At 64.4% G+C, this 14,637-nt stretch carries 13 protein-coding genes; 10 read left to right on the top strand and 3 right to left on the bottom strand.

Annotated elements, in window-relative coordinates:
• The first annotated feature begins 63 nt into the window (after positions 1-63).
• Both MTX21_RS09550 and MTX21_RS09545 read left to right on the top strand, forming a co-directional pair.
• Entirely contained in the window at positions 64-948 is an 885-nt protein-coding gene (locus MTX21_RS09550; RefSeq protein ID WP_280964547.1) for a phosphatidylcholine/phosphatidylserine synthase, read from the top strand.
• Between the two features lie 121 nt (positions 949-1,069).
• Positions 1,070-1,789: an RraA family protein gene (locus tag MTX21_RS09545; protein ID WP_280964546.1), complete on the top strand. Its 720-nt coding sequence runs from the start codon at positions 1,070-1,072 to the stop codon at positions 1,787-1,789.
• A gap of 13 nt (positions 1,790-1,802) precedes the next feature.
• Here the strand turns inward: MTX21_RS09545 and MTX21_RS09540 are convergent, their stop codons facing one another.
• Entirely contained in the window at positions 1,803-2,093 is a 291-nt protein-coding gene (locus MTX21_RS09540; protein ID WP_280964545.1) for a hypothetical protein, read from the bottom strand.
• Positions 2,094-2,194: 101 nt separating this feature from the next.
• Here MTX21_RS09540 and MTX21_RS09535 point away from each other — a divergent pair, with 101 nt between their 5' ends.
• From MTX21_RS09535 to MTX21_RS09500, 8 genes are all read left to right on the top strand, one after another.
• Complete coding sequence (locus tag MTX21_RS09535) at positions 2,195-3,019, top strand: SDR family NAD(P)-dependent oxidoreductase (RefSeq protein WP_280964544.1); 825 nt, start codon at positions 2,195-2,197, stop codon at positions 3,017-3,019.
• Between the two features lie 221 nt (positions 3,020-3,240).
• Positions 3,241-4,014, top strand: coding sequence for a MotA/TolQ/ExbB proton channel family protein (locus tag MTX21_RS09530; RefSeq protein WP_280964543.1), 774 nt, complete (start codon positions 3,241-3,243; stop codon positions 4,012-4,014).
• A 24-nt stretch (positions 4,015-4,038) separates the two neighbouring features.
• Positions 4,039-4,869, top strand: coding sequence for a flagellar motor protein MotB (locus MTX21_RS09525; RefSeq protein ID WP_280964542.1), 831 nt, complete (start codon positions 4,039-4,041; stop codon positions 4,867-4,869).
• A gap of 172 nt (positions 4,870-5,041) precedes the next feature.
• Entirely contained in the window at positions 5,042-6,940 is a 1,899-nt protein-coding gene (locus tag MTX21_RS09520; protein WP_280964541.1) for a potassium transporter Kup, read from the top strand.
• Positions 6,941-7,083: 143 nt separating this feature from the next.
• Positions 7,084-9,012: a potassium transporter Kup gene (locus MTX21_RS09515; RefSeq protein ID WP_280964540.1), complete on the top strand. Its 1,929-nt coding sequence runs from the start codon at positions 7,084-7,086 to the stop codon at positions 9,010-9,012.
• A 160-nt stretch (positions 9,013-9,172) separates the two neighbouring features.
• Positions 9,173-9,499: a rhodanese-like domain-containing protein gene (locus MTX21_RS09510; RefSeq protein ID WP_280964539.1), complete on the top strand. Its 327-nt coding sequence runs from the start codon at positions 9,173-9,175 to the stop codon at positions 9,497-9,499.
• Positions 9,500-9,506: 7 nt separating this feature from the next.
• Positions 9,507-10,688, top strand: coding sequence for an aminotransferase (locus MTX21_RS09505; protein ID WP_280964538.1), 1,182 nt, complete (start codon positions 9,507-9,509; stop codon positions 10,686-10,688).
• 5 nt (positions 10,689-10,693) lie between these two features.
• The gene (locus MTX21_RS09500) at positions 10,694-11,806 is read left to right on the top strand and encodes a polyamine ABC transporter substrate-binding protein (protein WP_280964537.1); all 1,113 of its coding nucleotides are present in this window, start codon (positions 10,694-10,696) and stop codon (positions 11,804-11,806) included.
• A 585-nt stretch (positions 11,807-12,391) separates the two neighbouring features.
• Here the strand turns inward: MTX21_RS09500 and MTX21_RS09495 are convergent.
• Positions 12,392-13,324 carry a lipid A biosynthesis lauroyl acyltransferase gene (locus MTX21_RS09495; protein ID WP_280964536.1) on the bottom strand — a complete coding sequence of 311 codons (933 nt, stop codon included), beginning with the start codon at positions 13,322-13,324 and terminating at the stop codon, positions 12,392-12,394.
• Between the two features lie 8 nt (positions 13,325-13,332).
• Positions 13,333-14,610: a beta-ketoacyl-ACP synthase gene (locus MTX21_RS09490; protein ID WP_280964535.1), complete on the bottom strand. Its 1,278-nt coding sequence runs from the start codon at positions 14,608-14,610 to the stop codon at positions 13,333-13,335.
• Positions 14,611-14,637 lie beyond the last annotated feature (27 nt).

Genomic DNA, 14,637 nt, shown 5'->3' with positions numbered 1-14,637 from the left:
TTCCGCCGCAATGGCGGAGGGGGAAGCGGCTTGCTATATCTCGCCTTAAGGTGAGGACGAGCCATGACGCCCTATGACTTCAAGTATCCGGATGCTGCGCGCCGCCGGCGGTTCCGCCCGATCCCGGTGCGGATGCTGGTGCCCAACGTCATCACGCTGCTGGCAATCTGCGCGGGCCTGACGGCGATCCGCCTCTCGATCGAGGGACGGATGTCGCTCGCCGTCTACGCCATCGTGTTCGCGGCGGCGCTTGACGGCATCGACGGCCGCATCGCGCGCATGATCAAGGGCCAATCGAAATTCGGCGCCGAGCTCGACAGCCTTGCCGACTTCGTCAATTTCGGCGTCGCGCCGGGCCTGATGCTGTACTTCTGGCAATTGCACGAGCTCGGCAACGCTGGCTGGATCGCCGCCATGGTATTCGCGATTTCCGGCGGCCTGCGCCTCGCGCGCTTCAACGCCACCATGGACGATCCCGACAAGCCGGCCTTTGCCGCCAATTTCTTCACCGGCGTGCCGGCGCCCGCCGGCGCGATCACGGTGCTGCTGCCGATCTATGTTGCGTTCCTGGAACTCGGGCGCTGGCCTGCCGCGGTAACGGCGGCCTACACGCTCCTGATAGGCTTCTTGATGGTGTCGCGCCTGCCGGTGTTCTCCGGCAAGACCATGCGCATGCGCGTACCGCCTGAGCTGGTGCTGCCGGCCTTCGTCGCGGTGATCTTCTTCATCGCGCTGCTGATCAGTTATCCCTGGTACATCCTCTCGGCCGGCACGGTGCTGTATCTGCTCAGCCTGCCGCTTGGCTACAAGTCGTACCGCGACCAGGCCCGCGCCGCGGGGGCCACAGCGCCGTCAACCAGTGAGGTGGCGCAGCCGCAATCATCCGCGGCGCTCGCGGCAAACCTGCCGGATCAGGCGCACGACGACCGGCCCGAACGGCTGCACTGAGCGGTCGCGTGCAAATATCTGCCATGAGGCCCAGTGAGTTGGGTTGAGGCCCGATCTCGGCTATATCGCCCTGTGCCGGCGGCATCGCGCCAAAGCAGCCGCCAATCTGGGAGAGAACGCCGTGACGAATTCCGCGACCGGGCTGCTGCCTGCTTCCGTCCTCGAAGCGCTGGGCCGTTATGACACGCCGACGATCTGCAACGCCATGGAGATCGTGGCGCCGGAGCGCCGGCTCATCGGCTACACCACGAAGCAGTTGGTCTGCCCGTTTCCGGATCTGCCGCCGATCGTCGGCTATGCCCGCACGGTTGCGATCCGCTCCGTCCTGAAATCCTCGCTGCCGGCGGAAGAGCAGGCCAAGCGCCGCATCGAATACTACGAATATGTCGGCACTGGCCACGGCCCGCGTATCTCCGTGATCCAGGACATCGACGGTCCCGACGTCGGCTATGGTGCGTTCTGGGGCGAGGTGCAGAGCAACGTGCACAAGGCGCTCGGCTGCCTCGGCGTCATCACCGACGGCTCGATCCGCGACATCCCGCAATGGGCCCCGGGCTTCCAGGCGCTCGCCGGCTCGATCGGCCCGTCGCATGCCTGGGTCCATGCGGAGAGCTTTGGCGGCGAGGTTCGCGTCGCGGGCATGACCGTGAAGTCCGACGATCTGATCCACGCCGACCAGCACGGCGCTATCGTGATCCCGCTCGACGTCGCCGCTAAGCTTCCTGAAGCCGCCGAGCTCTGCGGCCGCCGCGAGACGCCGATCCTGGAGATCGCGCGCAGCCCCGATTTCTCGCTGGAGAAGCTGAAGGCCGCGCTGAAGCGTTCGGCGGAGATTCACTGACGGCGTGAACGATCTACGGCCGCGATGTCGGTCGTTGGCCGCCCTGCTCCAGGAACAGGGCGGCCTGATCCGGCTCGCCGAGCATTGCGGCGGCGCAGCCAATCAGGATGAATCCGCCGGCAAAATCCCATAGAGTGATGCCTTCCGCATTGTCCGGGGCTCTCATGAGGCGCGCGGCGATCACGGCGAAGGCGGCCTCGACAAAAAGCACGATGCTGAATGCCGGTAGGACAAGCTCCGGTTCAAGCAGGTGGAGCGCCAGAACCGCGGGCAGCGCGGTGAGAAGACTGAACAGCATCAGCATTGCGAATGGCTCTCGCGATAGAGCATGCCGCACCCAGATAATACCTTGTCCTTGATGTTCCCGACCCGTGGCGCAGGGCCGCAGCCGGAGGTGCTGGCACGATGAAGATGAGTGACAAGACAGTCTTGATAACCGGCTCAACGGACGGCGTCGGCCGCTACGTTGCTCGCCGGCTGGCCGAAGACGGTGCAAAGGTCCTGATTCATGGCCGTGACGCCCTGCGTGGCAAAACGCTGATCGACGAGATCGTGAAGGCCGGTCATGTCGCGCCGACGTTTTACCAGGCCGATCTGTCGTCGTTGTCGGGCACGCAAGAGCTCGCCGCGGCCGTGATACGCGATCATCGCCGTCTCGACGTCTTCGTTAGCAGTGCCGGCATCGGCTCGCAGAACGGCGGGCCGCAACGCCAGGAGAGTGCGGACGGCCATGAGCTGCGCTTCGCCGTGAACTATCTCTCCGGCTTCCTCCTCGCGCATCTCCTGCTGCCGCTGCTCAAGACCGCTTCTCCTTCGCGCATCGTCAACGTTGCCTCGCTTGGCCAGCATCCGATCGATTTCGACGACGTCATGATCACGAAGGGCTACAGCGGCTCGCGCGCCTATGCGCAGAGCAAGCTCGCGCAGATCATGTTCACCATCGATTTCGCGGAAGAGGTGAAGGGCATGGGCATCACCGTGAACTCGCTGCATCCGGCGACCTACATGAACACCACGATGGTGCGCGCCGGCGGCATCACGCCGATCTCGACGGTGGAGCAGGGCGGTGCGGCGATCCTGCATCTCATCGAAGGCGACGACATCGCCGGCCGTAGCGGCCTGTTCTTCAACGGCATGAACGAGGCGCGCGCCAATCCGCAAGCCTACGATGCCGACGCCCGCAAGCGCCTGCGCGCGCTTAGCCTCAAGCTCGTGGGGCTGTCGTCCTAGACCTCAGGGCGGCCGCTTATGGTTAGCAAAGTGTTGAGTTTCCGGTCGCCGGACGGCGAAGCCGGCGTCCTCTCGGCACGTCCCGCGCCGGTTCGCCGCGTCGTCCGCACTTAACCTTTACGCGTCTTTAATGGCGGCCAATTAGGGTTTCCGATGCGGTTCGGGGTTGGGCCGTGCCATCGGCCAGGACGGCCGTTGTTGCGTTCGCGTTGGAGTCTCCCATGGATATCATGACGGGCGCCGGCCTCGTTGCAGGCATCATCGTCATCTCAGTGATGATGATCATGGGTGGCGACCTCCACATGTTCATCTCAGAACATGCGATGATCATCATCTTCGGCGGCTCGATCTCCGCCACCATGATCCGCTTTCCCCTCAGCGCGCTACTGCATGGCCTCCCGCTCGGCGCCAAGTTCGCCTTCACCATGAGCCGGCTGTCGGCGCATGATCTCGTCGACGAACTCGCCCGCATCGCCGAGATCGCCCGCAAGCAGGGTCCGGTCGGCCTGGAAAAGGTCGAGACCGACGAGCCGTTCCTCGCCAAGGGCATCCGCTACGTCGCCGACGGCTACGACCTCGACTTCATCCGCGACAATCTCGAGCGCGACCGCGACAATTTCCTCATGCATCTCGACGAGGGCAGCAAGATCTACCGCGCCATCGGCGACTGCGCCCCGGCCTTTGGCATGATCGGCACCCTGATCGGCATGGTGCAGATGTTTGCCAACATGACCGATCCCTCCAAGCTCGGCCCGTTCATGGCGACCGCGCTGCTCGCGACGCTCTACGGCGCGCTCGTGGCGAACCTGTTTTGCCTGCCGATCGCCGACAAGCTTCACGGCAAGCTGCTCGACGAGGAGACCAACCGCACGCTGATCATCGACGGCATCCTGATGATCCGCGACTCCAAGAGCCCGACGCTCGTGCGCGAAATGCTGCTGGCCTACCTGCCGGAGAAACATCGCCACGCCGAGGGCGAGCCGGTGCCGGCCTGACGCCGCCCGCCGGGATCGTAAGACATGGCCAAGAAGAAGCGCGGCGATGCACATGGAGGCGGTCACGGCTGGTTCGTGACCTTCGCCGACCTGATGGGCCTGATGATGAGCTTCTTCGTGATGCTCGTCGCGTTCTCGACGCAGGACGCGAACAAGCTGAAGATCGTCGCCGGCTCCATGCGCGACGCCTTCGGCATCCAGAGCGAGGCGCGCTATGCCGGCATCGTCGAGGCCGACGGCCTGCCGACGCGTCCGCGGCTGAAGAACATCGACCACATCCAGCCCGAAGATGCCTCCAACACGCCGACGCCGGACCAGGAGGATCGCAACCGGACCTCGGGCGCCAAGATCAAGGTCGATCGTGACTTTGCGCTTGCCGCGGCCTCGCTCCGCCAGGCTTTGCAGGACATGCCGGAACTGACCGAGATGTCCAAGCACATCATGTTCGAGGAGACCAAGCAGGGCCTCAATCTCGAGATCGTCGACCAGGACGGCCGCTCGATGTTTCCCGACGGCTCCAAGGTGCCCTATGATCGCACCCGCCGCCTGATCGAGAAGCTCGCGATCCCGCTCAAATCGACGCCGTTGCGAGTCTCCATCGCCGGACATACGGCTGCCGGCCTCGTGCCGACGCGCGGCGACTATGGCGCGTTCGATCTGTCGGCCGATCGCGCCAACGCCGTGCGCCAGATTCTCGAACGTGAGGGCCTGCCGCCGTCGCACATCTTCGCCGTCTCCGGCAAGGCGGATACCCAGCCGCTGTTTCCCGACGACCCGTCGCTCGCCGCCAATCGGCGGGTGACGATCACCCTGATGCGCGAAGATCCGCCGTTGCCGCCGAATTTGAAGCCGTAACGCTCTTGCGCTACCATTTTACCTGAGGCATGTCGTCGCGCTGGTGATGGGCGTGGCGGCGCCGTCACAGCGTCGGCTCCGGCGCCTGCTATATGCTGTGACAATTGACAGGCGCGCCGGAAGCGTCAAAAGGCGCCGGATCAATTCCAGGGAAGAAGCGTTCTCCACCCTCATGACGGCGAGCATCACATCGACCGAGGCCCAGGAAGGGCCGGTCACCTCGGGTTTTTGGGCCCTCACGCTCGGGAGCATCGGCGTCGTCTTCGGCGATATCGGCACCTCGCCACTCTACGCGTTTCACGAGGCGGTCAGCGGCGCGGCCCATGGTCAGCCGGTCTCTCGCGTCATCGTGCTCGGCGTGCTTTCGCTGATCCTATGGGCGCTCCTGATCGTCGTCACCGCCAAATACGTCCTGCTCTTGCTGCGTGCGGACAATAAAGGGGAGGGTGGCACGCTTTCGCTGATGGCGCTCGGCCAGCGCGCGTTGGGGCGGCGAAGTTGGTTCCTGCTCGCGCTCGGCGTGGTCGGCGCCTCCATGTTCATCGGCGATTCCATGATCACGCCGGCGATCTCGGTGCTGTCGGCGGTCGACGGCCTCAAACTCGCGACGCCGGCGTTCGAACACTACGTGGTGCCGCTGACGGTGCTCATCCTGGCGGTGCTGTTCGCGGTGCAGAGCAAGGGCACCGCGCTGGTGGCGTCCGCCTTCGGTCCGGTCATGGTGGTGTGGTTCGCGAGCCTGGCTGTGATGGGCATCGTTCACATCGCCGATGACCCGTCGGTGCTGGCTGCGATCAATCCGTACTACGCGCTGCAATTCCTGCTATCGCACGGCACGATCGGCCTGGTGACGCTCGGCGCCGTCTTCCTGGCGGTGACCGGCGGGGAGGCGCTCTATGCCGATCTCGGCCATTTCGGCCGCAAGCCGATTCAGTCCGCCTGGTTGTTCTTCGTGCTGCCCTCGCTCCTGATCAACTATTTCGGGCAGGGCGCGCTGGTGCTGTCCGATCCCAGCGCGATCGAACACTCCTTCTATCGCATGGTGCCCGAGCAATTGGTGCTGCCGCTGGTCGGACTCGCGACGGCCGCGACCGTGATCGCGAGCCAGGCGGTGATCACCGGCGCCTATTCGCTGGTGTATCAGGCGGTGCAGCTTGGTCTCTTGCCGCGTTTCGAGGTTCGATACACCTCCGAAACCCACGCCGGCCAGATCTATCTGCCGCGCGTGAACCGGCTGCTTTTGATCGGCGTGATGCTGCTCGTGCTGTTGTTCCGCACCCCCAGCGGCCTGGCCTCGGCCTATGGCATCGCCGTTTCCACCACCATGGTCGCCGATGGCATCATGGGCTTCATCGTGATCTGGAAGCTGTGGAACTGGCGTGCGGCAACCGCCGCGGCGGTGATCCTGCCCCTCGTCATGGTCGACATCACTTTTTTCAGCGCCAATCTTCTCAAGCTACTCGAGGGCGCTTGGGTGCCGTTGCTGTTCGGCGTGGCCATGGTGGCGATGATCTGGACCTGGCGCCGGGGCACGGGGATTCTGCTGCAGAAGACCCGCCGTATCGAGGTGCCGCTGGACGACCTGATCCGAAGTCTGGAGAAGCGGCCGCCGCACATCGTCAGGGGCACCGCGGTCTTCCTCACCAGCGATCCCGCCTTTGTGCCGACCGCGCTGTTGCACAACCTGAAGCACAACAAAGTGCTCCACGAGCACAACGTGATCCTGACCATCGAGACCGCGCAGACACCGCGGGTCGATCTGTCGGAGCGGTTCCGCATGGAGAAGATCAGCGACAAGTTCTCCAAGGTGCGCTTGCGCTTCGGCTTCATGGAGCAGCCGAACGTGCCCAAGGCTCTGGCGATCGCCCGCAAGCAGGGCTGGCAATTCGACATCATGTCGACGTCGTTCTTCGTGTCGCGCCGGTCACTGAAAGCCTCGGCGCAATCCGGCATGCCGCTCTGGCAGGACCATATGTTCATCGCGCTGAGTCGGTCCGCCAATGATGCGACCGACTATTTCCAAATTCCCACCGGCCGAGTGGTTGAAGTCGGCACGCAGGTCACTATTTGAACGCGATTGGCGGACTTATGCGATTTTTGCATGGCGAGGGCCCAAAATCGGGCTAGGCCATGCCGGCAGCGCAGGACTATAAGCCGCGCGCTCTCTTCCGCCATTGTGCAGTGAAGCATTTTTAGAGGCCACCAGTCTCTCCCATGACCAGTGACGTAGCAGTTCCCGCCCCGGCGACGGTGGCGGCCAATGGGCATGGCGAGGCCCATACCACCGCAGGGTTCGGCGCGCTGACGCTTGGCGGCATCGGCGTCGTCTATGGCGATATCGGCACCAGCCCGCTCTACGCGTTTCGCGAGGCGGTCATGGTGGCCTCGGGCGTGGAAGGGGCGCCCACGACCGCCGCTGTGCTCGGCGTGGTCTCGCTGATCCTGTGGGCGCTCATCGTCGTGGTGACGCTCAAATACGTCGTGATCCTGCTCCGCGCCGACAACAATGGCGAGGGCGGTACGCTTGCCCTGATGGCGCTGGCACAGCGCGCGGTCGGCACCCGCGGAGCGACGATCGTCCTGCTTGGCATCATTTCCGGCGCCCTGTTCTATGGCGATGCCGTGATCACGCCGGCGGTCTCGGTGCTATCGGCGATCGAAGGCATGAAGGACGTCACCTTGACGTTCGAGCCTTACATCGTCCCGCTGACCGTGGTGATCCTGCTCGGTCTGTTCGCCGTGCAATCGCACGGCACTGCCCGCGTCGCGGCGTTTTTCGGGCCGGTGATGTGCGTCTGGTTTGCGGTGATCGCGGTCGCAGCGGTCGGTCCGATCATCCAGCAGCCGCAGGTGCTGTACGCGCTGAACCCGCTCTACGCAGTGTCCTTCATGCTCCACCACGGCATCATCGGCTTCGTCACGCTGGGCGCGGTGTTCCTGGCGGTCACGGGCGCCGAGGCGCTCTACGCCGACCTCGGCCATTTCGGCAAGCGGCCGATCCAGACCGCCTGGCTGTTCATCGTGCTGCCGTCGCTGGCGCTGAACTATCTGGGGCAGGGGGCGCTGGTCCTGGATGATCCCGGGGCGATCGTGAGCCCGTTCTTCCAGTTGTTTCCGCAAGGCTGGTTCCGCGGGAGCATGGTCGTGCTGGCCACCATGGCGACCGTCATCGCGAGCCAAGCCGTCATCACCGGCGCCTATTCGCTGACGCGCCAGGCGATCCAGCTCGGGCTTTTGCCGCGATTTGAAATTCGTCATACCTCTGAGGCCCATTCCGGCCAGATCTTCATTCCGCGCATCAACCAGCTTCTGCTTGTCGCCGTGATGCTGATGGTGCTCCTGTTCCGCTCCTCCAGCGCACTGGCCTCTGCCTATGGCATCGCCGTCACCGGCACCATGGTGGTCACAGCGATGATGGGCTTTGTCGTGATCTGGAAGGTCTGGAGGTGGTCGCCGCTCGCCGCGGCCGCGCTGATCGCCCCCTTCCTCTTCCTCGACCTGACCTTCCTGACCGCGAACCTGCTCAAGGTGTTCGAGGGCGGCTGGGTGCCGCTGGCGCTCGGCTCGCTGATGATCCTCTTGATGTACACGTGGCGGCGCGGCAGCCGGCTGCTGTTCGACAAGTCGCGCAAGCTCGAATTTCCGCTCGCCGACCTCGTGGCGATGCTGGAGAAGCGGCCACCCCAGCGCGTGCCCGGAACCGCCGTATTCCTGACCAGCGACCCGCTCAGCGCGCCGACGGCGCTCATGCATAGTCTGAAGCACTACAAAGTGCTGCATGAGAAGAATGTCATTCTCACCATCGAAACCGCGCAGACCCCGCGCATCGATCCGGCCGAGCGCGTCAAGCTGGAGCAGATCAGCCCGACCTTCTCCAAGGTGACGCTGAAGTTCGGCTTCATGGAATCGCCCAACGTGCCGAAGGCGCTGGCGATCGCCCGCAAGCTCGGCTGGCAATTCGACATCATGTCAACCTCGTTCTTCCTGTCGCGCCGGGCGCTCAAGCCTGCCGCCCATTCCGGCATGCCGCGCTGGCAGGACCGGCTGTTCATCTCGCTCAGCCGCTCGGCCAACGACGCCACCGATTATTTCCAGATCCCCAGCGGCCGCGTGGTCGAGGTCGGAACGCAGGTGACGATCTGAGGCGCCCGTTCCGAAAGCTGCGCTTCAAGTCCGTGCGATTTAGCTTTAACTTGCAGGGCATCGCTCAAGCCTTTGTAGCGCTTGATTTTCGTGAGCCGAGAGGCGAGGTTGCCGCCGCCGGGATCGCTTTCCGGCGCGCGCTCGGACGTTGGAGGATGATTTGTCAAACCAGGTACAGGATCTCACCCCGGACGAGGTCTCCAAGGGTGTTTCGGAAGGGCGCTATCTGCTCGTCGACGTGCGCGAGCCCAACGAGGTCGCCGCTGAAGCCTATCCCTACGGCGTCGTGGTACCGCTCTCGACCTTCGACCCCAAGGCGATTCCCGATCCCCAAGGCAAAGAGGTCGTGTTCGCCTGCCGCTCCGGCAAGCGCTCGGTGACGGCCTCGCTGGCGGCGCAGGCGGCCGGCCTTGCCTACGACAAGCATCTGGCCGGCGGCATCCTCGGCTGGAAGGCGGCGGGTCTTCCCACCAAGGTCGGTGGCTGACCCCGTAATGACGACCAAGAGCTCCTCGCTGAACAAGGTCTTCGCCGACCTTCCCGTCACCATCTTCGAGGCGATGTCGCAGGCCGCACGCGACAATGCCGCCATCAATCTCGGCCAGGGCTTTCCCGACGATCCGGGTCCCGAGGACATCCGCCGCGCCGCGGCCGATGCCTCGCTCAACGGCTACAACCAGTATCCGTCGATGATGGGCATCCCGGAGCTGCGCCAGGCCATCGCGACGCATTACGGCCATTGGCACGGCCTCAAGCTCGATCCGATGAGCGAGGTGATGGTGACCTCCGGCGGCACCGAGGCCCTGACCTCAGCCATCCTGTCCGTGGTTCAGCCCGGCGATGAGGTCGTCTGCTTCCAGCCGGTCTATGATTCCTACTTGCCGATCATCCGCCAGGCCGGCGGTGTTCCGCGCCTCGTGCGGCTCGAGCCGCCGGGCTGGCGACTGAATGAGGACATGCTGAAAAGCGTCTTCAATTCAAAGACCAAGGCGGTGCTCTTCAACAATCCGCTGAATCCGTCCGCGGTGGTTTATCCACGCGAAGACCTCGAGCTGCTTGCCCGCTACTGCCAGGAGTTCGACGTCATCGCGATCTGCGACGAGGTCTGGGAGCACGTCACTTTCGACGAGCACAAGCACATCCCGCTGATCACCATCCCCGGCATGCGCGAGCGCACCATCAAGGTCGGCTCGGCCGGCAAGATCTTCTCGCTGACCGGCTGGAAGATCGGCTTCGTCTGCGCCGCGCCGCCGCTGCTCCGCGTTGCGGCCAAGGTGCATCAGTTCCTCACCTTCACCACCGCGCCGAACCTCCAGGCCGCCGTCGCCTACGGCCTCGGCAAGCCGGACGAGTACTTCCTGTCGATGCGCAAGGACCTGACGCGCAGCAGGGACCGCCTGACCAGGGGCCTGGAGAGCCTCGGCTTCCCCGTGCTGAAGTCGCAAGGCACCTACTTCCTCACCGTCGACCTCTCGCCGCTCGGGCTGAACGAGAGCGACGCCGAGTTCTGCTGGCGGATCGTCAGGGACTACAAGGTGGCGGCGATCCCGGTGTCGGCCTTCTACGAGCAAGACCCGGTGACTTCGGTGGTGCGTTTCTGCTTTGCCAAGAAGGACCAGACGCTCGACACCGCACTGGAGCGGCTGTCGGACGCGGTGCGCCGGCGCAAGGGTTAGATGAGATGACGAACGTCAGCCGCTCGGGGCTCTGCTTTGGTTTGGCCATCGCCGCAGCGCTGACGCTGCTCTCCCGGCCCTCGGTGGCCGAGGAGCGCGTCGTCAACTTCTACAACTGGTCCAACTACATGGCGCCGGGTGTCCTTGAAGACTTCACCAAAGAGACCGGCATCAAGGTGGTCTACGACACCTTCGACGCCAACGAGACGCTGGAGACGCGCCTGATGGCCGGCAAGTCCGGCTACGACGTCGTGGTGCCGACCGCCTATTTCCTGCAGCGCCAGATCAAGGCGAACATCTTCCAGAAGCTCGACAAGTCGAAGCTGCCGAACCTCGCCAACGCCTGGCCCTTCGTGACGCAGCACCTTGCGACCTACGATCCCGGCAACGTCTACGCTGCCAACTACATGTGGGGCACGACGGGCATCGGCTACAACGTCGCCAAGGTGAAGGCGATCTTGGGAGCGGACGCGAAGATCGATAGCTGGGACATCGTCTTCAAGCCGGAGAACCTCGCCAAGTTCAAAGACTGCGGCGTGCACATGCTCGACTCCGCCGACGACATCTTCCCGGCGGCGCTGAACTATCTCGGGCTCGATCCGAACTCGACCAAGCAGCCTGACCTCGAGAAGGCCGCGGACGTCGTAGCAAAGGTCCGCCCCTCCGTACGCAAGTTTCACTCGTCGGAATATCTGAGCGCGCTTGCGACCGGCGAGATCTGCCTGGTGGTCGGCTGGTCCGGCGACATCATGCAGGCGCGCGCCCGCGCCACTGAAGCCAAGAGCGGCATCGAAATCGGCTACGCCATCCCGAAGGAGGGCGCGCAGATGTTCTTCGACAATCTGGCGATCCCCGCGGATGCCAAGAACGTTGGGGAAGCCTACGAGCTGATCAACTATCTCTACCGCCCGGATGTCGCGGCGAAGAACTCGGACTTCCTGTCCTACGCGAGCGGCAACCTTGCCAGCCAGAAGCTGGTCGATCCGAAGATCCTGAACGACCGGAACATCTATCCGGACGAAGCGACGCTCGCAAAACTCTTCGTCATCACCGCCCGCGAACCCGCCACCCAGCGCATCATCAACCGGCTCTGGACCAAGGTGAAGACGGGAAGGTAGAGGGGGCCGCGATCCTTCCGGGGATCAACCCGGCAACTCAATTCCGTAAAACAACCCCATGCAAAGTAGAACCGCTACCGGCGCGTTGCCGGCGGTGACGGTGCTTAAGTCGGGATGCGGTTTGGTTTAATCGCCCCGCAGGCGCAAAAAACCTGAAGCACTTCGCAGGACGAGCCTGATGTCATCAGCCTCTGCTCGTTTGACTTGTCGGGCAAAACACCGGCAAAATTGCATCGTGGCAATGAGGGTCAATACCGCTCTCGATGCGTCAGGAGGGGCAAGCGGCTTCCTAACCCTCGCGGTCATGCCCCGCGACCCGGCTACGCCAAGGCTTCGCCGGGGTTTCGGTCTAGGGGCGCCGAAGCTTTAGCGTAGGCGGCAGGCGGGGCATCCAGTACGCCGCGGCTTCTCCGTATTCGTCGGCACCTCTGGAATACTGGATCGCCCGACCAAGTCGGGCGATGACAGTTGGGTGTTTGGCGCGCATCTGCCTCCACATCGTCATTGCGAGCGAAGCGAAGCAATCCAGAATCTCTCCGCGGAGGCAGACTGGATTGCTTCGATTCGCTCGCAATGACGGAGTAACTACCGCCATCTCCGGTGCAGCCACAGCCACTGCTCCGGATGCTCGCGCACCCAGCCTTCGACCACGCTCGTGATCGCCTGCGTCGTGCCCTGGATGTCGATCTTGCCGTCGGCGTCGCGCACCGGCTGGATCTCTTCGGTCAGCTCGCCGCGAAAGCGGCCACCGGGAAGGCGGATGATGCGCACGCCGTGGATGGGGCATTCGACCTGGCGCAAAAGCCGCGCCAGCATCGGATTGGCGCGGGTCTTGCGGCCGAAGAAAGTGACCTCAACGCCGGCGGTCAGATACTGGTCGATCAGCATGGCGACGTGCTTGCCGTCCTTCAGCGCCTGCGCAAGGCGGAGCGGCGCGTCGCGCCCCGCAGGGATCAGGGTGCCCATGTTGACCTGGCGCATCTGCTGGATGATGCGATCGGCGGAGGCGATGTTCGGCCGGCGGTAGAGGATCGCGGTGTCCAGCCCGTGCGCGACGGCGGCGAGTGCCGGCAGTTCCCAGTTGGCAAGATGCGCGGCGAAGATCAGCGCCGGCTTGCCGTCGTCCTTGATCTGGTCGAACAGCTCGATGCTGCGCGGCGTCAGCTCGATCCGGCTCTTCTCCGGATGGTCGCGGTCATAGTCCCAGACGTGGTCGATATGGGCGAATTCGGCACCGACGCGGCCGAGATTGTCCCAGACGCCCATCAGGATCTGTTCGATCTCCTCCGGCGACTTTTCCGGGAAGGCGGCGGTGAGATTGGCGCGGCCGATGCGGTGCTCGCGCAGGCGCGGGCCGATCAGGCGGGTGACGCGCGCGAAGAAATCCGATGTCTTGACCGGATCGAAATAGCGCGTGGTGCGCAGCATGCCGACGGTCGCAGCGCCAATCAGGCTCCCGCCCAGCGATTTGGCAGCCTCCCGCGCGCGGGCCTTCGTGCTCGCAGGAAGCAGTGCCATGCGTCCGGTCAGGCCGGTTCGCGGGTGAGGATCAGCGAGGCGTTCTGGCCGCCGAAGCCGAACGAGTTCGACATCACGGCAGTGACGCGGGCGTCGCGCGCCTTGTTGCCGACGACGTCGAACAGGATCGTGGGATCCGGGGTCTCGTAGTTGATCGTCGGCGGAATCCGTTGATGCTCGAGGGTGAGCAGCGAGAAGATCGCCTCGACCGCACCGGCCGCCGAGATGGTGTGGCCGACCATCGACTTGTTCGAGGTGACCGGGATCTTCTGCAGGAGCTCGCCGAACACGGCCGATGTCGTATTGTACTCCATCTTGTCGTTTTCGGGCGTCGAGGTGCCGTGGGCGTTGATGTGGTCGATCCGGTCCGGCTCCATGCCGGCATCGGCCAGCGTCTTCTTCATGCAGCCGATGATCGGCTTGCCGTCCGGCGAGGAGCGGGTGCGGTGGAAGGAATCGGTGAGCTCGCCGCAGCCGGCGAGCACGCCCAGGATCTTGGCGCCGCGCGCAGTCGCCGCCTCATAGCTTTCGAGCACCAGCGCGCCGGCGCCCTCGGCCATGACGAAGCCGTCACGATTCTTGGAGAAGGGGCGGGAAGCCGCCTGCGGCGGATCGTTCTGGGTCGACAGCGCCGAGAGCAGCGAGAAGCGCACCAGGGCTTCCGGATTCACGGTGCCGTCGGTCGCAACGCACAGCGCGGCATCGGTCTCGCCGCGGCGGATCGCCTCGACGCCGAGCTGGATCGAGGTCGCACCCGAGGCGCAGGCGGTCGACAGCGAGATCGGCGAACCTTTGGTGCCGAAGGTCTCGGCGAGGTGGGCGGCAACCGAGCCGAACATGAAGCGATGATGATAGGCGCTGTACTTGCCGCCGCCGGAGATGCGCAGGAGATCGTCGTAGTTGATATCGGGCTTGCCGACGGCGCGGCCGAGCTCGCTGCGCTGCGGCCACTCGACCTCGACAGGTGCGACCGCCAGGAACAGCGGACCCGGGAAATCGCCCTTGGCGCCGATCCCGGCCTGCTCAAGCGCTTCCTCCGTGACGATCTCCGCCATCCGCTCGGAGAGGGCGGTGGAGGAGAACGGTTCGACGCTGACGAAATCGACCGTGCCGGCCATCGTCGTCCTCAGGCCGTCGATCGGAAAGCGCGTGATGGTGCGGATGCCGGATTCGCCCGCGACGAGTTTTGACCAGTTGTCGGCCTTGCCGGTGCCGAGCGAGGTCATGATGCCCATGCCGGTGACGACGACGACGGGACGTCCGAATTTGTCGCGTGCTGCAGTCATGTTTCCCCCGCTAGCTAGAGCATGATC

The organism is Bradyrhizobium sp. ISRA430, from assembly GCF_029909975.1.
GTDB lineage: Bacteria > Pseudomonadota > Alphaproteobacteria > Rhizobiales > Xanthobacteraceae > Bradyrhizobium.
The sequence above is the reverse complement of the archived record's forward strand: the minus strand, read 5'-3'. Positions and strand labels throughout refer to the sequence as shown.